The organism is Mesorhizobium sp. CNPSo 4689, from assembly GCF_057784325.1.
The window spans coordinates 165,218-184,338 of the sequence record NZ_JBWLUZ010000007.1; the positions used below are offsets into that span (position 1 = coordinate 165,218).

General features: G+C 63.1%; 14 protein-coding genes. 4 read left to right on the forward strand and 10 right to left on the reverse strand.

Features of this window, described 5'->3' with window-relative positions; genetic code table 11:
- The 6 genes from AC04SI_RS13700 to AC04SI_RS13725 all read right to left on the reverse strand — a co-directional run bounded on the left by AC04SI_RS13700 (position 1) and on the right by AC04SI_RS13725 (position 6,483).
- Entirely contained in the window at positions 1 to 1,242 is a 1,242-nt protein-coding gene (locus AC04SI_RS13700; protein ID WP_404284015.1) for a cysteine desulfurase, read from the reverse strand.
- 105 nt (positions 1,243 to 1,347) lie between these two features.
- On the reverse strand, positions 1,348 to 2,616 hold the full coding sequence (gene sufD / locus AC04SI_RS13705; protein WP_404284014.1) for a Fe-S cluster assembly protein SufD: 1,269 nt from the start codon (positions 2,614 to 2,616) through the stop codon (positions 1,348 to 1,350).
- Positions 2,617 to 2,635: 19 nt separating this feature from the next.
- Entirely contained in the window at positions 2,636 to 3,391 is a 756-nt protein-coding gene (gene sufC, locus AC04SI_RS13710) for a Fe-S cluster assembly ATPase SufC (protein WP_404284013.1), read from the reverse strand.
- A gap of 33 nt (positions 3,392 to 3,424) precedes the next feature.
- A complete protein-coding gene (locus AC04SI_RS13715; RefSeq protein WP_404284012.1) occupies positions 3,425 to 3,622 on the reverse strand; it encodes a hypothetical protein in 198 nt (65 codons plus the stop codon).
- Positions 3,619 to 5,136, reverse strand: coding sequence for a Fe-S cluster assembly protein SufB (gene sufB, locus AC04SI_RS13720; protein ID WP_404284011.1), 1,518 nt, complete (start codon positions 5,134 to 5,136; stop codon positions 3,619 to 3,621). The genes AC04SI_RS13715 and sufB overlap by 4 nt, the downstream gene beginning before the upstream one ends.
- A 183-nt stretch (positions 5,137 to 5,319) precedes the next feature.
- Positions 5,320 to 6,483: a cysteine desulfurase family protein gene (locus tag AC04SI_RS13725; RefSeq protein ID WP_404284009.1), complete on the reverse strand. Its 1,164-nt coding sequence runs from the start codon at positions 6,481 to 6,483 to the stop codon at positions 5,320 to 5,322.
- Positions 6,484 to 6,723: 240 nt separating this feature from the next.
- Here AC04SI_RS13725 and AC04SI_RS13730 point away from each other — a divergent pair, with 240 nt between their 5' ends.
- The 3 genes from AC04SI_RS13730 (at position 6,724) to AC04SI_RS13740 (ending at position 8,656) form a co-directional block, all read left to right on the forward strand.
- A complete protein-coding gene (locus AC04SI_RS13730; protein WP_006205994.1) occupies positions 6,724 to 7,398 on the forward strand; it encodes an alpha/beta hydrolase in 675 nt (224 codons plus the stop codon).
- Between the two features lie 12 nt (positions 7,399 to 7,410).
- Positions 7,411 to 8,067 (forward strand): FMN-binding negative transcriptional regulator, encoded by a 657-nt coding sequence (locus AC04SI_RS13735; RefSeq protein WP_404284008.1) that lies wholly within the window; start codon positions 7,411 to 7,413, stop codon positions 8,065 to 8,067.
- A 451-nt stretch (positions 8,068 to 8,518) separates the two neighbouring features.
- A complete protein-coding gene (locus AC04SI_RS13740; protein ID WP_488474319.1) occupies positions 8,519 to 8,656 on the forward strand; it encodes a hypothetical protein in 138 nt (45 codons plus the stop codon).
- A 301-nt stretch (positions 8,657 to 8,957) separates the two neighbouring features.
- Here AC04SI_RS13740 and AC04SI_RS13745 read toward each other — a convergent pair whose 3' ends face one another.
- The 3 genes from AC04SI_RS13745 to AC04SI_RS13755 form a co-directional block, all read right to left on the reverse strand.
- Positions 8,958 to 11,006 carry a family 16 glycosylhydrolase gene (locus AC04SI_RS13745; protein ID WP_404284004.1) on the reverse strand — a complete coding sequence of 683 codons (2,049 nt, stop codon included), beginning with the start codon at positions 11,004 to 11,006 and terminating at the stop codon, positions 8,958 to 8,960.
- Between the two features lie 577 nt (positions 11,007 to 11,583).
- Positions 11,584 to 12,435 carry a phosphatase PAP2 family protein gene (locus AC04SI_RS13750; protein WP_488474320.1) on the reverse strand — a complete coding sequence of 284 codons (852 nt, stop codon included), beginning with the start codon at positions 12,433 to 12,435 and terminating at the stop codon, positions 11,584 to 11,586.
- A gap of 8 nt (positions 12,436 to 12,443) precedes the next feature.
- Positions 12,444 to 14,078: an ArnT family glycosyltransferase gene (locus AC04SI_RS13755; RefSeq protein ID WP_404284000.1), complete on the reverse strand. Its 1,635-nt coding sequence runs from the start codon at positions 14,076 to 14,078 to the stop codon at positions 12,444 to 12,446.
- A 360-nt stretch (positions 14,079 to 14,438) separates the two neighbouring features.
- On the opposite strand from AC04SI_RS13755, the gene tyrS reads away from it, so the two are divergent.
- Positions 14,439 to 15,698: a tyrosine--tRNA ligase gene (gene tyrS / locus AC04SI_RS13760; RefSeq protein ID WP_404283998.1), complete on the forward strand. Its 1,260-nt coding sequence runs from the start codon at positions 14,439 to 14,441 to the stop codon at positions 15,696 to 15,698.
- 12 nt (positions 15,699 to 15,710) lie between these two features.
- Here the strand turns inward: tyrS and AC04SI_RS13765 are convergent, their stop codons facing one another.
- Positions 15,711 to 19,094, reverse strand: a complete 3,384-nt coding sequence (locus tag AC04SI_RS13765) for a hypothetical protein (RefSeq protein ID WP_488474321.1) — start codon at positions 19,092 to 19,094, stop codon at positions 15,711 to 15,713.
- Positions 19,095 to 19,121 lie beyond the last annotated feature (27 nt).

Genomic DNA, 19,121 nt, shown 5'->3' on the forward strand with positions numbered 1-19,121 from the left:
TCACCCGAAGAACTTGCGCGCTTTTTCAAGCGCATCGCCCAAAGCGTCGACTTCGGCCCTGGTATTATACATGCCGAACGATGCCCTGCATGTGGAGGTTACGCCGAAGCGTTTCAACAGTGGCTGGGCGCAATGGGTGCCGGCACGGACAGCAACACCTTGGCGGTCGATCACCATCGACACGTCATGCGCATGGATACCCTGCAATTCGAACGAGATGATGGCGCCCTTGCCGGGCGCGTCGCCGAAGATGCGCAGCGAGTTTATGGCGCGCAGCCGCTCATGCGCATAGTCCTTCAAATCGGCCTCGTGCGCTGCGATGCGCTCGCGGCCGATCTTGTCCATATAGTCGAGCGCGGCACCCAGGCCGATCGCCTGCACGATCGGCGGTGTGCCGGCCTCGAAGCGGTGCGGCGGCTCGTTGTAGGTGACGACGTCTTCCGTCACCTCCTCGATCATCTCGCCGCCGCCCATGAAGGGGCGCATGCGCTCGAGAATATCCTTCTTGCCATAGAGCACGCCGATGCCCGAGGGCCCGTAGACCTTGTGTCCGGTGAAGACGAAGAAATCGCAGTCGAGATCCTGGACGTCGATCGGCATATGCACGGCGCTCTGGCTGCCGTCGACCAGCACCGGGATTCCCCGGGCGTGCGCGATGCGCACGATCTCCTTGATCGGCGTCACCGTGCCCAGCGCGTTCGACATCTGGGTGATGGCGACGAGCTTCGTGCGAGACGTCAACCGCTTTTCGAATTCCTCGATGTGGAAGACGCCGAGATCGTCGACCGGCACCCAGACCAGCTTGGCGCCCTGTCGCTCGCGGATGAAATGCCAGGGCACGATGTTGGAATGGTGCTCCATGATCGACAGCACGATTTCGTCGCCCTCGCCGATCTTGGGCATGCCATAACCGTAAGCAACCGTGTTGATCGCCGAAGTGGTGTTGGAGGTGAAGACGATGTTGTCGGTGCTCGGCGCGTTGAGGAAACGGCGCACCGTCTCGCGAGCCTTCTCATAGGCGTCGGTCGCGGCATTGGACAGGAAATGCAGGCCGCGGTGGACGTTGGCGTATTCCTGGCTGTAGGCATGCTGGATGGCGTCGAGAACCGCCTGCGGCTTCTGTGCCGAGGCGCCGTTGTCGAGATAGACCAGCGGCTTGCCGTAGACTTCCCGCGACAGGATCGGGAAATCGCGGCGGATCGCCTCGACGTCGTAGGGGATGCTTTCGACTTTCTGGTCCATTTCGAAGTCCTTGCCGTCCTAGGCCGCGTTCCTTCCAACACCCCTCATCCGTCTCGGCGCTACGCGCCGATCCACCTTCTCCCACAAGGGAAGAAGGTCAGGCGCTCACCCGTGCGTCAAAAACCAATCGTCGAGCCGTGCTTCCAGCGCCTCGACGATTGCCTCGTCGTCCAGTTCCTCGATCACCTCGGCGACGAAGGCCTTGACCAACAGGCCCCGGGCCGACTTCTCATCGATGCCGCGCGCCATCAAATAGAACAGATGGTCGTGGTCGATCTCGGTGACGGTGGCGCCATGGCCGCAGACGACGTCGTCGGCGAAGATTTCCAGCTCCGGCTTGGTCGAGAACTCGCCATCATCGGACAGAAGCAGCGTGTTGCAGGCCATCTTGGCGTTGGTCTTCTGCGCATACTGATGGACGTTGATGCGGCCCTGGAACACGCCGCGCGCCTTGCCGGTCACCACGTTGCGGATCACTTCCGTCGAAGTCGTGTGCGGCACGGCGTGGTCGAGAACCATGGTCACGTCCGTATGCGTGTCGCCAGCCAAAAGGTTGATGCCGCGCAGCGTGAAGTCGGCGCCTTCGCCCGTCGTCCTGACCACGATCTCCTGGCGCACGAGCTTGCCGCCGGCATTCATGAAGAACACCGTCAGCTTCGAATTCTTGCCGAGATGCGCCTTGAACTGGGCAAGATGCGTAGCCGTGTCCGGCTGCTCCTGCACGATCAGCCATGTCACATCGGCGCCCTCGCCCAGAACGAGCTGGCTGACGGAACTGACCAATGCCGCGCCATCGCCAGTCTGGCGCTCGACGATGCTTGCCTTGGCACCAGCGCCGAGCCGGACCGCCAGGCGCACATGGGTCTGGCCGCCGGCCTGTAGGCTCTGCAGTTCGATCGGCTTTTCAAGCTGGGTGCCGTCGGCGATGTCGACGAAATAGCCGTCGGCAACAAAGGCGGTGTTCAGCGCGCCGATGGCGTCGTCGCTGCCATAGGGATCGAGCCCCAGCGCGATGCTGCCGTCGGTCAGCTTTTCCGACAGGCGCTGCACGGCGACGCCCTCGATCGCCGGTGTCTTCGTGCCCGACACGCCGTTTAAGACCGGCAGGATGGCAGAGCCTTCGACGATTGGCGCAATGGCCTTGGTGGCGGCTGCGGGATCGAACTCCGGCACCGAAGTCAGCAGTCGGCGCAGGTCCGTGTAGTGCCAGGATTCGATGCGCCGGGTCGGCAGGCCGTGCTTGATCGCCTCGATGGCGTCGTCGCGCTTCAGCATTACCGCGCCGTCGCCAGGCAGCAGCGACAGCCGCTCGCCGAAGGCGTCGATCAACGCCGTTTCGGCCGGGGTGCGCTGCGGTTGTGCGTGCATGTTCATCAGTTCCGCCCCTGGCATCTCATGCGGCTTCGCCGATCACACCGGCATAGCCATTGGCTTCGAGATCGAGCGCCAGCGACTTGTCGCCCGACTTGATGACCTGGCCCTTGTAGAGGACGTGCACGCTGTCCGGCACGATGTGCTCGAGCAGGCGCTGGTAGTGGGTGATGACGACAATGGCACGCTCCGGCGAACGCAGCGCGTTGACGCCGTCCGAGACGATCTTCAGCGCGTCGATGTCGAGGCCGGAATCGGTCTCGTCGAGCACGCAAAGCTTCGGCTCCAGGAGCTTCATCTGCAGGATCTCGGCGCGCTTCTTCTCGCCGCCGGAAAAGCCGACATTGAGCGGCCGCTTCAGCATCGCCATGTCCATGCTGAGCGAGCCGGCGGCGTCCTTCACGCGCTTCAAAAATTCCGGGATCTTCAGCGGCTCCTCGCCACGCGCCTTGCGCTGCTCGTTCATCGCCACTTTCAGGAATTCCATGGTCGCGACGCCCGGTATCTCCATCGGATATTGGAAGGCCAGGAAGATGCCGGCCGTGGCGCGCTCGGCCGGATCCATTTCGAGGATCGACTGGCCGTTGTAGAGGATGTCGCCTTCGGTGACCTCATAGTCCTCGCGACCGGCGAGGATATAGGACAGCGTCGACTTGCCCGAACCGTTCGGGCCCATGATGGCGGCGACCTCGCCGGCTTTCACCGTCAGGTCCAGCCCGCGGATGATCTCGGTGCCGTCGTCGACGATGCGGGCATGGAGGTTTCTGATTTCAAGCATTTCCATTCGTCCTATCCGTAGCCGTCTGCCCGGCTAAATCCGATTTATCAACTGCTTCAAGGCTTCCAAAAGCCCCTGCCAAAAGCCGTCCGGCGAATAGACCGCGACAAGCAACGCAACACCCGCGGCGCCCAAACACAACGCCAGTTGCAGCCTCGATTCCCAGCTGTCCATTCGATCCCGCAGATAGACATGCTTTTCTGCGGATTCGCGTTTGGGCGCCTTTGTCACCCCACGCTTCCTTCGAGGCTGATTCCGATCAGCTTCTGCGCCTCGACCGCGAATTCCATCGGCAGCTGCTGGATGACGTCCTTGACGAAGCCGTTGACGATCAGTGCGATCGCCTCCTCCTCGGGGATGCCGCGCTGCATGACGTAGAATTTCTGGTCCTCGGAAATCTTCGACGTCGTCGCTTCATGCTCGAACTGCGCCGTCGAGTTCTTGGCTTCCATGTAGGGCACGGTGTGCGCCCCGCACTGGTCGCCGATCAGCAAGGAGTCGCAATTGGTGAAGTTGCGCGCGTTGGTCGCCTTGCGGTGCGCCGAGACCTGGCCGCGATAGGTGTTCTGCGAGAAGCCGGCGGCGATGCCCTTGGAAATGATGCGGCTCGACGTGTTCTTGCCGAGATGGATCATCTTGGTGCCGCTGTCGACCTGCTGGTAGCCGTTCGACACGGCAATCGAATAGAACTCACCGCTGGAATCGTCGCCGCGCAGGATACAGCTCGGGTACTTCCAGGTGATGGCGGAGCCGGTCTCGACCTGCGTCCACGAAATCTTCGAGCGGTGGCCACGGCAGTCGCCGCGCTTGGTGACGAAATTGTAGATGCCGCCCTTGCCCTCGGCGTCGCCGGGGTACCAGTTCTGCACCGTCGAATATTTGATCTCGGCGTCGTCGAGCGCCACCAGTTCGACGACCGCGGCATGCAGCTGGTTCTCGTCGCGCTGCGGCGCCGTGCAGCCTTCGAGATAGGAGACGTAAGCCCCCTCCTCGGCGATGATCAGCGTGCGCTCGAACTGGCCGGTGTTCTTCTCGTTCATGCGGAAATAGGTCGACAGCTCCATCGGGCAGTGCACGCCCTTGGGCACGAAGACGAAGGAACCGTCGGTGAAGACGGCCGAGTTCAGCGTGGCATAGTAGTTGTCGGTGGTCGGCACGACCGAGCCGAGATACTTCTTCACCAGCTCCGGGTGCTCGCGGATGGCTTCCGAGATCGAGCAGAAGATGACGCCGGCCTGCGCCAGCTCCTTCTTGAAGGTGGTGACGACGGAGACGGAATCGAACACCGCGTCGACGGCAACGCGGCCCGACTTGTAGACATTGTCGCTGGCCTCCTCGAATTCCGACACGTCGGTCTTCTGCACGCCGGCGAGGATTTCCTGCTCCCTGAGCGGAATGCCGAGCTTTTCATAGACCTTCAAGAGTTCGGGATCGACGTCGCTCAGCGATGTCGGTCCGGGCGTGCTCTTCGGCGCTGCGTAATAGTAGATGTCCTGGAAGTCGATCTTCGGATAGTGGACGCGCGCCCAGGTCGGCTCGTCCAGCGTCAGCCAGCGGCGATAGGCTTCAAGACGCCATTCCAGCATCCAGGACGGCTCGTCCTTCTTGGCCGAGATGAAGCGAATAATGTCTTCGCTCAGGCCCTTGGGGGCCTTGTCCATCGCGATCTCTGTCTGGAATCCGTATTTATACTGGTCGACGTCGATCTTTCGGACCCGATCGATCGTGTCCTGCACAGCAGGCATAAGCGTTCTCCATCCACGCCGGGGTCAAGGCCCGACAGTTTTCAAACTATGGCATCGCGACGGGCCCGCAGGCAGCCGAGGCGGCGTAAGCTCCATATAGTGCGTCCCGACCGGGAATTCACCCGGCCACTTTGAAACGCACGGCTCTACCAGGCCGCAAGGCCCGAATTCGTCTTGCCACCCTCAGGCGGCTCTTTCCCTGCCCGTCCGGCGCGCGGCAATGCCTGCCAGCGCGGTCCGGAACAGTTCGATGTCCTCGGCACTCGTCGCGTGGCCGATGGACAGGCGCAAGGCACCAAGACCATCGCCGTAGCCCATGGCCTTCAGCACATGGCTCGGACCGACCTTGCCCGACGAACAGGCCGATCCCGCCGACAGCGCGACGCCGGCCAGATCGAATGCGATCTGCGCCGTCTCGGCCTTGATGCCGGGAATAGCGAAGAATGTCGTGTTGGCAAGCCTTGGCGCGCCGGTTCCGAAGATTTCCGCGTCATTCACCAGCGTTTTGATGATCGTTTCGACCTCATCGCGGCGGCGCGCGAGCACATCGACGTCGTTCAGCCCGGCCAGCGCCTGCCGTGCCGCGGCGCCAAACCCGGCGATGGCTGCAAGGTTCTCGGTGCCGCCGCGGTGGCCCTTTTCCTGGCCGCCGCCATTGACCAGAGGCTTCGGCATCATAAGATCGGACGCGGCGACCATGGCGCCGACACCCTTGGGGCCGCCGATCTTGTGCGAGGACAGGATCAGATAATCGGCGTAAGGCGCCGACATATCCAGGGAAATACGGCCAGCCGCCTGCACCGCATCGACGACGAGTATGCCGCCCGCCGCCTTGACGATTCCGGCGATGGCCTCAACGGGCTGGATGACGCCGGTCTCGTTGTTGGCGGCATGGATCGCCACCAACGGCAGGCCATCGGCCTTGTCATGGGCGGCAAGGGCCGCCGCCAATGCGCCGAGATCGGCGATGCCGTTGGCGTCGACACCGATCCGCGTCAACTGCGCCACCGGGAAGCGGCCGCCATTCAGCAAGCAGGGATGATCGGCTTCGCAAACATAGAGCCGGCTCATGCGGACAGTGCCGCGTCCCATCTGCCAGTCGGGCGAAAGAAGCGTCGAGGCGGCTTCCGTCGCGCCGGAGGTGAACACGACATGCTCCGGCTTGGCGTTGACCAGCCGAGCGACATCGCGCCGCGCATCCTCGATCAGCCGGCGGGCGGCGCGACCCTCGGCATGGACCGACGACGGATTGGCGGCGACGTCGAGTGCGACAATCATCGCCGAACGCGCCTCTGCATTGAGTGGCGCGCTGGCATTGTAGTCGAGATAGGCGCGAGTTGCGGCCATTTTCCTTCAATTGGTCCCGTCAAAAGCCATTCGGCGAGGATAGCGCGTTATTTCCTTGAAATCGCAAGGCAAGCCGTCCTATTTACCCGGCTTGCGGCGCGGGCGGCCTAGCCGGCAGGTTTTGGCCACCCAGTTTTGAACAATTCTAAACTAGCTTCTAAGAAGACGCTCGCCCTGCGTCAAGGCCAGAGGAAAGAGTGTTCCGGGCGCCGCGCATTCTTATGCCATGTGGAGTATTTTATGCCTGAGGTCATTTTTACCGGTCCGGCCGGCCGCCTTGAGGGTCGCTACCAGCCTTCTAAGGAAAAGAGCGCGCCGATCGCCATTGTGCTGCATCCACATCCGCAATTCGGCGGCACAATGAACAACAAGATCGTTTACGACCTCTTCTACATGTTCCAGAAGCGCGATTTCACCACGCTTCGCTTCAATTTCCGCGGCATCGGCCGCAGCCAGGGCGAATTCGACCACGGCACCGGCGAGTTGTCGGATGCCGCCGCAGCACTCGACTGGGTGCAGTCGCTGCATCCGGATTCCAAGAGCTGCTGGGTCGCCGGCTATTCGTTCGGCTCGTGGATCGGCATGCAGCTTCTGATGCGCCGTCCCGAGATCGAGGGCTTCATCTCGATCGCGCCGCAGCCCAACACCTATGATTTCTCGTTCCTGGCGCCCTGCCCGTCGTCGGGCCTGATCATCCATGGCGATGCCGACAAGGTGGCGCCGCCCAAGGACGTGCAGGCGCTGGTCGACAAGCTGCACACACAAAAGGGCATCACCATCACCCAGAAGACGCTGCCCGGCGCCAACCACTTCTTCGCCAATGACGCGGACCTCTTGCTGCAGGAATGCGCCGACTATCTCGACCGGCGGCTCGCCGGCGAATTGTCCGACCCGCGGCCGAAGCGCCTGAGATAAGGAGCGATCGCCATGTACCAGCCTCCGCATTTCCAGGAGACGCGGCAGGACGTCCTGCACGGGCTGGTACGGGCGCATCCGCTGGGACTGCTGATCTCCAACGGCGCCGAGGGGCCGGTCGCGAACGCGATCCCGTTCCTGCTCGACGCCGAGATTGGCGCGAAGGGCAGGCTGCGCGCCCATCTGGCGAAGGCCAACCCGCAGTGGCGGCTGCTGGCCGAAAACCCCGCTTCGCCGGTGCTGGTCGTCTTTCAGGGCGCCGACGCCTATGTGACGCCGTCCTGGTACGAGACCAAGCGCGAGACCGGCAAGGTCGTGCCGACCTGGAACTATGCCATCGTCCAGGTACGCGGCACGGTCAAGGTGATCGACGACGCTGCCTGGATCGCGCAGCAGATCGCCGAGCTGACCGCGTCGCAGGAAGGCAGCCGCGAGGCACCCTGGGCGGTGACCGACGCTCCGGCGAGCTTCATCCAGTCGCAGATCAAGGGCATCATCGGGCTGGAAATCGAGATTACCGACATCAGCGGCAAATGGAAGGTCAGCCAGAACCGGCCGGTCGCCGACCGCGTCGGCGTCGCCGAAGGGCTGGAGACCGAGGCGCCGAGTGCAAGCGCGCCAGACATGGCCGAGCTGGTCAGATCCTATGGCGGTATTGAACGCGAATAACTGAGGCCGAGGCTCTTTGGGTCAAACCCAATCACTCTGAACGACCGAGTTAGACCCGAAGCCGGCGTACGTCTTCCACGACACGAACGGCAGCTTTGCGCCGCATATCGGTCATTAAAGTTAGCTGTGCCACTGCCTTAATGCGGACATTACCGGCGACCGCACTGGAGGTCGCGGTTGCGCCATAGGCGGACCTCCCTCAACACGGAACTTAGGCCGCTTTGTCTGCTGTAGCCGGACCTTCAATGGTGCGGGCATAAGCTGCGTGTGCGGCGGGTAGCTGGCAAAGGTCCTCAGCGGTTCAAATCGGGACTAGCCCTAGTGAGCCTTCGCCAACTAGCGGAGCTCCTTCCACCTCGGCAGGTCATTTCAGGTCGCGACAGCCTAACGCTGAACGCGCACGCAAGTGCAGTTCTCTCGGTGGCTGCTCTCCACAAGTACCCCCGAGGGCGTGAACGCGCGGACGTCCGGTGTCTACCTGCGCGCCGATCCGGCGGATTTGGCCATCCTGGACGGAAACGACGATCGCCAGCGCGCGGAGCTGATCGAAGAGCGGCTGGAGCGCTGGAAGGAGATGCCGAACGCCTGAAATCCAGGCGTTCGGCATCTCCTTCCACCACGGGACAAGCCACCAGCGGCCTTGCCGGAGCTTATGGGCGCTGTTCTTGCTAGCTGTCACGAACGGGCACTGGATCGGTCGGAGCGACGTTGTAGGATAACATCACACGATGTCCCTGCTGCCAAAGACATCCAACACAGTTTATGCCGCAGTAGACTAGAGCATCGCTCGAAAAAGTGGTCACCGGCTTTTCGAACAAAGCGATGCGCAAACAAGAAGCTATAGCGGTGCGCGTGATCTCGTTTTCACGCGCACCGCTGTAGGCGCCGGATCAGATCACGAAAAAATCGTCGGCGAGCAGCGTCGGCCTGTTCGTCAGCGTCGCGAGCTGTGTCACGCCACCTGCTGCAATTCCGTTGGAATCGTAAAACAACTCACCCGTAACCTTGTTATAGATGATGTGGTCGTCGGCGTCGTGGGCGCTGGTTCCAGCGAAGAAGTAGTCTGGGTCGAGGGCTCCGGTGGTGGCTCCAAGTGCCTCCATATACGCATTTTGGAGCCTGACTGAGTCGGCCGAATGGTTGAAATCCGTCATGATGTCGCGGTTGGCCACCGAGAGCGCCGCGCTGAAAATGAAGGAATCGTTACCGGCGCCACCAGTAAGCTGGTCAATACCCAGGCCGCCGACTAGTGCATCGTTGCCACCCCGCCCAAGCACGGAATCATTGCCTCGGCCGCCGTCCAGGTTATTGTCGCTGTCGTTGCCGTCGAGCACGTTGTCGAGGGAATTTCCCGTGGCTCTGACGTTGGCGTTGCCGGTCAGACGCAGATTTTCTACCTCCCGGCGATCGACCGCCAGTGAGTACGTGACCGAGCTGAAAATCTGGTCGAGGCCCGCTTCGTCGATGACGTTGTCCAGTACATTGTCCACATAATAGGTATCGTTGCCGGCACCGCCATTCAACAGGTCGGCCCCGCTCCCGCCATCGAGCCGGTCCGCGCCATCATAGCTATATAACCGGTTGTTCCCATTGTTCCCGGTCAGCTCGTTGTCGGAAGAATTGCCTTGGGCGTTAATGTTGGCGACGCCCATGAGAGTCAGATTTTCGACATGGCTGGGCAGTGAATAGGTGATCGAGCTGAATACCCGGTCGTTGCCCGCCGCGTCGCCCTCGATCACGCGGTCGAGCGCATTGTCAACATAGTAGGTATCGTTGCCTGCGCCGCCCTCCATCTTGTCGATTCCGGCTCCGCCGTCGAGCCGATCGGCTCCGGCGCCGCCCCGCAGGGCGTCGTCGCCGGACAAGCCGGAGAGCAGGTTCCTGCCGGCGTTGCCGACCAGCGTGTTGTCGAGTTCGTTACCCATCGCGTCGATGTCGGCAACGCCGGTGAGCGTGAGCTGCTCTATTTGCTGGCCGGACAGCGAATACGTCATCGAGGTGATGACCAGATCGATGCCGGCGCCGGCAGCCTCAATGACTACGTCGAATGCGTTGTCGACGCGGTAGGTATCGTTGCCGAAACCGCCGGACATTTTGTCAGCACCAGCTCCCCCGTCCAGAACGTCATCAAAGCTGCCGCCGTTCAGGATATCCGCCGCATCCGTCCCGGTCAGGTGCTGCTCCATCACATCCGGCGCGGCATAGGCGCGCACGTAATCGACGACCATCTTGTACGTGCCGGACGCCTGCTCGACCTCTTTGGGATTCATGGCCAGCGAGACCAGCATATAAAGTGGCGTGCGGAAGGACTCGCTCATTGGAAAGCGGCTCAGCTCCTTGCCGTCATAGTACACGGTGATCCAGTCCGTCGTGATCCTCGCGCCGTAGGTGTGAAACGCCCCGTCAAACATCGAACCGGCGAGGCCCGTATAGTTGCCTTTCGAAGCGTGGCTTTCCTTATTGCTCAAGTGCACCGCCTGGTGATGACCATCGGGATCGCCGCCATACGCTTCAACGATGTCGACCTCGACGCGTGGCACAGTCTGATCGGGCGACAGCATCCAGAAAGCCGGCCAGGCTCCCGCCCCGCCGTGAAAGGCGGCACGCATCTCGAAGTACCCGTACTCTTGCGCGAAACCCTGGCCGGCGCTGTTGACCGTTTGCATCGTTCCCGACTGCCAGCCGCCGTCCACCTGCTTCATGGTAATGGTCAGCTGCCCGCCAGAGACGGAGAACGGGTTCGTTGCTCCCTCCGGCGACATGAACGTGGCGGCCCCATAGGGGGCATGCACAGGCGCGAACCACTTGCCGGTGCCGTTGTTCGGCACGACATCCATCGTATTGAACTCGTCGGAAAAGGAGAGGTTGAAACTGGAGAGGTTCAGCTCCGATCCTTTGTACTGTCCGGTCCAATCGCCAGGAAGAGCAATCGCAGCCATTGATGAGGTCCTCGTTCTCGCAACATTTTCGCGGTTGCCCCCCACCAAGGCTTAATCGTGTAGTGGACACCCATTCCGCCGCAAATGGGGCCAGTACGTCATAGGACTCCTCCCAGGATTATTCCCCGGACTTGCAATGTTCGTCCTAAGGCGACCTTCACCGTAGGCTTACGTTTGTCAACATTTGTTTAATTCGTTCCACTGTAGGCCGGCGGAGGCGGCCTTCAGTCGGGGTTTCAAGAGGCTCACGGGCGTCTCGCCAATGGGGGTGGCGCGACGGTCGGCGCTGATAGCATAGCCGAACGTCCGTTTTCTCAATCCGATTCGGACCTTCAATCTCGCCTCCGGAATGACCACTAGGGGTCAGGTCACGACGATGCCCCAGCCGGCCCTGAATGTCCGCTTCTGACATTCCAAGCCTCGAAGCCGCAAGTCCGCTTCCGGCCCACTGCGGTCATTCGAGAAATGGCGGTGGATGACCGTTTTCTGGCGCAACGTGCGCATTCTGGCTATTGAGCCGAACGGCAACTTCCCACCCATCCCGGCCATTGGCGACCCTGACGGTTGAGTTTTGACCCTAAGGCCGGTCCGCGGCGACGCGATCTTCGCTCTGTCTGGACGCCACCCTTCTGTTTCCTGTCCCGCCATAGCCTGCGAGCCGAAAGGTTGTCTTGCGGACAGGCAGCTTCGCCGACGTTCGGCGGAAGATGAAGCCGAGCCGGGCGAAGAGAAGTCCGCACAGGATCGCGCTGGCGCAGCCGAGGCCAAAGCCGGCGACGGTGTCACTGGGATAGTGCGCGCCGACGAAGACCCGCGTCGACGAGATGCACGCTGTGATCGCCAGCGCGATGTACCAGCGTCTCGGAAACAAGAGCAGCGCGACGCCGAAGACGGCGCCCATGGTGGTGGCGTGGCCGGACGGAAAGCCGGCAAAGCGCGCATCAAAAGCGAAAGGATGCAACGACAACACTCCGAAATCGTCGAAATAGCGCGGACGCGCCCGCCCGATGCTGTATTTCAGCAGATTGACGGCGATGCCCGAAAGACCGACCGCGCCGAGCACCAGAAAGGCAAGGCAGGTCCAGTTGTAGACGAGCATTCGCGCGCGCCGCGAAAGGCCTCGCCAGTCGGTCAGGTTGGCGGCGACAAGGCAGAGTGCTGCCGGAATGAGATACCAGCCGCCCAGGCCGAAGTCGGTGAAAAACTCGGTGAAGCGCGCAAGACCGGGAGGCCATTCCCCCCAACGCGTCCCGGCTGCGTGGTCAAGGCGAAAGAAGACCGCTGCCGTGAGCATGATCCAGGCGAGCAGCCAGACCGGCCAGGCTATGCGCGGATAGTCGGGTTTGCGCACGGCAAAGCGCCTTCGCACGATCCGCATCGTGTCGAGGAAGTTGCCGAGAGACCGACGGAACACCGCAGGCGGGGTCATGGACGTGTTCACTTGTCCACCCGATAGAGGCCGAGCGACAGCTTGTCCCCTGACGAGTAGTTGAGGCCGTCGATCTCAGCCAGCCGGCGTGCGGATTTGCCCTGCCCGGCCAGCGCATCGTTCAGCTTCTTCTCATCCGCGACCGGCGCCAGTCCCAGCGCGCAAGCGGGGTCGTCGAGCAGGTGCCTTGCGACGCCGTCGACATCGGTCAGCATCGTCTTGGTGCCGACCAGGAAGACGAGGCTCGGCTCATGATACGGCGCGGAGGCGAGCACGCTCGTCTCGCACGGGCGGTTCGCATCGACTGCGGCCTTGATCGCCGGGCTCAGCCAGATCGGCTTCAAGGATGGCGCGATGACACCGAACAGCAGGGAGAAAGTGATGCCGGCGCAGACCGCGATTGCGCCGATGCGGGCGAGCGGCACCTGCAATTGGCGCGGGAAGGCCAGATAGCCGGCGGCGAGCGCGGCAGGCAAGCTCCACCAGGAAAATGTCCCGGCCAGATAAAGCGGCGCTCCGATGCAAACGACAGCCAGGCCTATGGAGACCACGACATGGCCGAAAGCGGTCGCCCACCACAGCCAGGACTGCCAGCGCCGTAGTGGCGCATTGGCCTCCTCGGCCGGCAAGGTGAGCAGCCAGCCGATCAGCAGCGCCATGCCGGGATAGGCCGGCATGACATAGTGCGGCAGCTTGGTCGGGATCAGCTCGAACACCAGCCAGAACGGGATGTACCAGGCGAGGCAGAAGCGCAGGCGCGGATCGTCCCAGAAGCGGTTGATGGCCTGCAGCCCGGCGCCGACCGCAATCAGGCCGAAGGGCCACATGAACAGCGAATAGGTCAGCATGTAGAAGCCGGGCGGCAGGCCATGCGATTCCTCACCCTGCGCGACCTTGGCAATCATGTCCTTGCCGACGGCTTCCTGCAGAAATGCGCCACCGCTCTTCCAGGTAATGAGGATGACCCAGGGCAGCACGATCAGCAGGACCAGCGCGATACCGCGCACAAGCTTCAGCTTCAACAACCAGCGCCAGTCGCGCTCGAAGGCGAACAGCGCGGCGACCGTCAGGACCGAAAGTAGCGGGCTCACGGGGCCCTTGATGAGGATTCCCGCGCCTTGGGCGATCCAGAAGACCCACGGCAGATGGCCGGCAACCGGTTCATTGCGGCGCGATGCCAGGTAGATCTGCGCCAGCGCGCCCTGCGCCGCCACGCAGCAGGCCAGGAGCATGGCGTCCGTCTTGGCGTCGCGGGCCTCGAAGGCGGTGGCGAAGATCGCGGCCATCATCAGGCCGGCGGCGAGACCGGCCTTGGCGCCGAAAAGTTTTGTGCCCGTCCAGGCAATGCCGACGACGGCGATGGCAATGCCCAGGGCCGACACAAGGCGATAGACCCAGATCGGGGCTTCGGCCCCCTGCCCGCTCAGCGCGACCGCCGCCGATTGCAGCCAGTAGATGCCAATCGGCTTCTTGTAGCGGGAGACATCCTGAAAACGGATGTCGACATAGTCGCCGGTCTCGACCATCTGCTTGGTGGCCTGGACGAAGCGTGACTCGTCGCGATCGACGGGCGGTAGGGTCATCAGCCCACTGAGCGTCATCAGCAGGCTGAACAGAAAGAGGATGAGGTAATTCCTGTTCATGTGCGGGAGGCCGGATTCCTGACTTGATCTGCGGGGCGGTCGATTGGCCTCGTCGCGGCGCGCCTCGGGCGAAGCCGTTGCGCGGCGCCTCATTACGCCAGCCAAAACGATGAGGCAAGGATTCGCAAATGGCACCGCCGCAGGCCCGCAAAACCGGATTCCACTTTTGCTGATCGCTGGTCTTTTGTTGGCGGGCGGTCGGACGCAAAACCGAAAACCACTTTTGCTGATCGCGCTTACCGGCTGAAGCGCGATCAGACGCAAAACCGGATTCCACTTTTGCTGATCGCGCTTGGATGCTAAACGCCCGCGTTCATATCACGCCAGCCGCAGCGGCCTGGCGCTTTCGGGAAAGAAAAAATGTCCGCCTTCAAATCCGATTTCCTGCGCACGATGAGCGAGCGCGGCTTCATCCACCAGACCTCGGATGATGCCGGCCTCGACCAGCTTTTCGCCAAGGAAACGGTGAGCGCCTATATCGGCTTCGACGCGACCGCCAAGAGCCTGCACGCCGGATCGCTGATCCAGATCATGATGCTGCACTGGCTGCAGCAGACCGGCCACCGGCCGATCGCGCTGATGGGCGGCGGCACCTCGATGATCGGCGACCCGTCCTTCAAGGACGAGGCGCGCAAGCTCCTGACGCCGCAGGATATCGAGGATAATCTCGCCGGCATCCGCCGCAATTTCGCGCCCTACCTCAAATTCGGCAGCGGTGCGCACGACGCCGTCATGGTCAACAACGCCGACTGGCTGATGGAGATCAACTACGTCAACTTCCTGCGCGATGTCGGCCGGCATTTTTCCGTCAACCGCATGCTGGCCTTCGATTCCGTCAAGCTCCGGCTCGACCGCGAGCAGTCGCTGTCGTTCCTCGAATTCAACTACATGATCCTGCAGGCCTATGACTTCGTCGAGCTCTACAAGCGCGTCGGCTGCCGGCTGCAGATGGGCGGCTCCGACCAGTGGGGCAACATCGTCAACGGCATTGATCTCGGACATCGCATGGAAGGCGCACAGCTCTATGCGCTGACCACGCCACTGCTCACCACCTCGTCGGGCGCCAAGATGGGCAAGTCGGCCTCGGGCGCCGTCTGGCTCGATGCCGAGATGCTGTCGCCCTACGAGTTCTGGCAGTACTGGCGCAACACCGAGGACGCCGATGTCAGCCGCTTCCTGAAGCTCTACACGACGCTGCCGCTCGACGAGGTGGCGCGGCTCCAACAACTCGACGGCTCGGAGATCAACGAGGCGAAGAAGATCCTCGCCACCGAGATCACCGCCATGCTGCATGGCCGCGACGCGGCGGAGACTGCCAGCGAAACCGCGCGCAAGACCTTCGAGGAAGGCGCGCTCGCCGACACATTGCCGAGCGTGGACGTGGACAGAGCGGCGCTGGAAGCCGGCGTCGGCATATTGTCGCTGCTCGTCACCGCCGGGCTCGCAGCCTCCAACGGCGAGGCGCGGCGGCACATCCAGGGCGGCGCCGTGCGCCTCAACGACCAGCCGGTCTCGGACGACCGCCGCATGGTAACACTTCAGGATTTGAGTCCGGAAAACGTCATAAAGCTTTCACTCGGCAAGAAAAAACACGTCCTGGCGCGGCCGATTGAAGGCTAAACCCGACCCGCCTCACCGGTACTCGAAGATCGACCTGAATATGCCAGGCGCGATCACCGACAGCGGGTTGATGTCCAGAACCGGCTTGTTGGCGTTGCCCTTGAGCCGGTAGGTGACGCCGATCAGGCCGCGGTCCCTGCCATTGCCGAGCAGCGGGCCGAACAGCGGCAGTTCGCCGAAGATGCGGTTGAGGCCGTAGACCGGCATGAAGGTGCCGGTCATGTCCATATTGTTGCTCTGGTCGTAGAGCGTGCCCTGGAAGGTGGTGCCGATGCGCGGGCCGCGCAGCACGCCGTTCGCAAGTTTCAGATAGCCGGCGCCCTTGTCGATCTCGGCGAAGCCGCGCTCGAACTTGACCCGCGACGTATCGATGTCGGCCTTGACCGCCTGGCTCAAATTGCGGCTGTCACCGGCCGGTGTCGTCGATACGATCGAGGCAAGCTTCGGCTCGTTGACGATGAAGAAGTTGCTGGAATCGACCTGGCCCTTCATCGGCCCATCGCTTGTGCCAGCCATCGACAGCGTGATCGAGCCGCCTTCCATGTGCTCGTAGATGTTGAGGAAGCGCAGGATCGCGCCGGCGTCCGCCGACTTCATGTTGAGCATGCGCTGGCCGTCGCCGGCCGTGTTGCTGATGGTGATCGCGGCGCCCGAACTTGCGGTTGCGCTCACCTTCAGCCCGTTCACCCTGGAACCGGCGGCGCTGTAGTCCAGCTTCAAATTGGACAGTACCTCGTCATGGAATCCGGTCAGGGAATTGACGTCGGCGCTGACCGAAATCGCATCGGAGCCGGTGGTCTTGGTGGCGGTGTCAACGTCGGAGGTGAACTGCTTGATCAGCGAGCGGGCGTCGAGTGCCTCGCCGCTGACATCGACCGCGTAGCCCTTGCCCGATCGCTTGACCGACACGGCGACATCGTCGCCCCTGTTCAGCGCGACCTTGCTGAAGCGGGCCGACGACAGGCCGCCGTTGACCAGCGTCACGTCGCCATCGACGGAAAAACTCTTTCCGTCGAGGTCGAAATCGGACAGCGTCGTGGTGCTGCCCGACTTGGCCATGACGAAGGTGACTTTGGCCGGAACGCCCGCGCCCTTGCTCCAGCCTGCCCAGGGAATGTCCAGCCTGGCATTGGTGAGGTCAGCCGAGACGTTCTGGTCGCCCTCGCTCTTGTCGATCGCCACCTTTATGGTTCCCGAAAGCAGCGGCGACAGGCCAGGCATGGCGGCAGCGCGTATCTTGTCGTCGAGCACCAATGCGACCTTGCGGCTGCGCGGCGGGCCACCGTCCTTGAGCGGTTCGACGAGGTCAAGCTCGGCCGGGATGCCGTTGAGCCGCGCCTTGGCGGAGATCACTGCCTGATCGGGCCCGACCGTGATCGAACCGTCGGCCTCGGTCACCGTCTGGTCCTCGAACGGCTTGGCGAGCGACAGGTCCGTGTAGTCGAGCGATACCAGCCAATCGAGTTTCGAGGTGTCGACACCCGACTGCAGCGGAATGTCCGCCTTGACGTGGCCGGTCATTTCGCCGGACAGGTCCTCCGGCACGAGGCCGACATGGCGCATGGCGTTGATCGGCTCGTAGGAAGCGAGCTCCGCGATCGCCGGCGCCTCGCCGGCGACGTCGATATCGAGCGCGCCGATCACCGGCGGGCGGTTGGCTTGCTTGACCGTCAGCGTGCCGTTGCTGGCCGCCACGGTGCGGCCGCTCGGCATGAAGACGCTGCCGGAGGTGAGCGCGACGTCGACGTCGTTGCCATGGAACGAAACCTCGCCCACCGCATCGCGGATCGGCGGGATGCGGCCGGCGGTGTCGAAGCGCGACCCTTCGATCTGGAAGCGGCCGAACACCTCGCTGGCGGAAAGCGGGACGCCGTTGCCGAGACGATCCGGCACGACCTGGAATCCCACGCTGCCATTGACGACACGGCCGCCAAACAGATTGTTCAGCACCCAGAGGCGGGCGTTGCGGGCGGAGAACCAGGGCCACAATTGCTTGACATGCGAGACCGGCATGTCGTGGACGTTGAGGGAGACGGATATGCCCGGCGCCTTGCCGTCGACAAGGGTGACCGCGGCCGTGCCCATGACCTCGCTCAAGCCGCCCGACCGGACCCCGATCTGCTCGGCGAGGAGCTTGTGGCTTTTGGTCTGATAGACGCCAGCAACGCGCGCGACGAAGTCGAGCGCCGGCTCCGGCGACTCGGAAGGCGCCAAAATCGAACGGTCGCTGGTCAGGTCGTAGCGGTAGGCCGGCTCTTCGCCCGCCGTGCCGGAGGCCGGCTTCGGTCCGATCGAACCGGCGAAGTCGAAGGTCGAGCGGCCGGTCTTGAGCAGCAGCCTGTCGACCTGGATCTTGTTCGAGCCGGAGATGAGCGTGGCATTGGCATCGACGTCGGCTGGAAGCAGGCCACGCGTGCCGAGATCGAGCACGGCGCCGGCAAGCGACAGGGAAGCCACAAGCCGCGACGCCGTCTCGCCCGCTCCTTCCGATCCCGTCAATTTGAGCGCGACCGTGCCCAGCTTTCCGCCGGTGGCCGTGGCAGCACCTTCGGCCTCGGCCAACCCGACGCTGGCGTCCAGCGCGCTGACGCGCCGCGCCGTCGAATCGCGCGTGGCCGTGGCGGCGACGGTGAGTGCCCTGCCGTCGACATCGGCCGTGGCTGACAGCCGCATGCTGCCCGGCCCCGTCTGCAGAACCGAGGCGTCGGCGACGGTGACCCGCTTGACCGAGCCGGCGTCCGGCAGCACGAACTCGACATTCGAGAGGTCGATCTGGCGCATCGAATCCTCGCGCACCGCGTCGAGCGCGTGGTTGACGTTGGCGAACACCGCGTCGGCGAGCTTCTCCGGATCGACGAGCCCGTCTTCGTTGCGCAACGCGGCCGTCCAGTCGCCGCCGCCTGACGGCATCGCCGCCGCCACGATGTGCGAGTCTGAAATCCTGGCGCTGGTCAGCCGTACCTCGCCCGAAAGCAGCGGGATCAGCCTTATGCCGAAACGTACACGCCCGGCATCGGCCATCGGCTTGCCATCGGCGGTCTTCAAGACGACTTCGCTCACCTGCAAGGCGATGAAGCTCGAGCCATCGAGCGTCAGTCGTGCCGGCCCGACCGCGACATCGACATCGAAGCCGGCCAGTTTCTCGATTGCCGTCTCGGCCTCGGCCCGAAGCCGTTCGGTGCCGAAGCCCGTCGCGCCGAGCACATAGACGCCGGCCGCGGCCAGCAGCACCAGCGCGCAAAGGCCGGCAACCAGCCGCCCAAGAATGCGAAAGCCGCGGCCGATCTTGGCGCGGCCAAGCGGCGGCACCTTGCACGCAGACGGAAAAGCCCCCAGGTCGGTGATCTCGTCACGCCTGAACCTGATCTTCTCGTGCTGCGGTTCTTCCTGATCCACGCAATATTCCGTTGTAACGAACTCGAT

What these genes read in the sequence shown, in the direction of transcription:
- AC04SI_RS13755 (WP_404284000.1), bottom strand. Translation starts at nt 14,078, where the DNA reads ATGAACAGGAATTACCTCATCCTCTTTCTGTTCAGCCTGCTGATGACG.
- AC04SI_RS13700 (WP_404284015.1), bottom strand. Translation starts at nt 1,242, where the DNA reads ATGGACCAGAAAGTCGAAAGCATCCCCTACGACGTCGAGGCGATCCGC.
- AC04SI_RS13735 (WP_404284008.1), top strand. Translation starts at nt 7,411, where the DNA reads ATGTACCAGCCTCCGCATTTCCAGGAGACGCGGCAGGACGTCCTGCAC.
- AC04SI_RS13750 (WP_488474320.1), bottom strand. Translation starts at nt 12,435, where the DNA reads ATGACCCCGCCTGCGGTGTTCCGTCGGTCTCTCGGCAACTTCCTCGAC.
- AC04SI_RS13730 (WP_006205994.1), top strand. Translation starts at nt 6,724, where the DNA reads ATGCCTGAGGTCATTTTTACCGGTCCGGCCGGCCGCCTTGAGGGTCGC.
- sufB (WP_404284011.1), bottom strand. Translation starts at nt 5,136, where the DNA reads ATGCCTGCTGTGCAGGACACGATCGATCGGGTCCGAAAGATCGACGTC.
- AC04SI_RS13745 (WP_404284004.1), bottom strand. Translation starts at nt 11,006, where the DNA reads ATGGCTGCGATTGCTCTTCCTGGCGATTGGACCGGACAGTACAAAGGA.
- tyrS (WP_404283998.1), top strand. Translation starts at nt 14,439, where the DNA reads ATGTCCGCCTTCAAATCCGATTTCCTGCGCACGATGAGCGAGCGCGGC.
- sufC (WP_404284013.1), bottom strand. Translation starts at nt 3,391, where the DNA reads ATGCTTGAAATCAGAAACCTCCATGCCCGCATCGTCGACGACGGCACC.
- sufD (WP_404284014.1), bottom strand. Translation starts at nt 2,616, where the DNA reads ATGAACATGCACGCACAACCGCAGCGCACCCCGGCCGAAACGGCGTTG.
- AC04SI_RS13725 (WP_404284009.1), bottom strand. Translation starts at nt 6,483, where the DNA reads ATGGCCGCAACTCGCGCCTATCTCGACTACAATGCCAGCGCGCCACTC.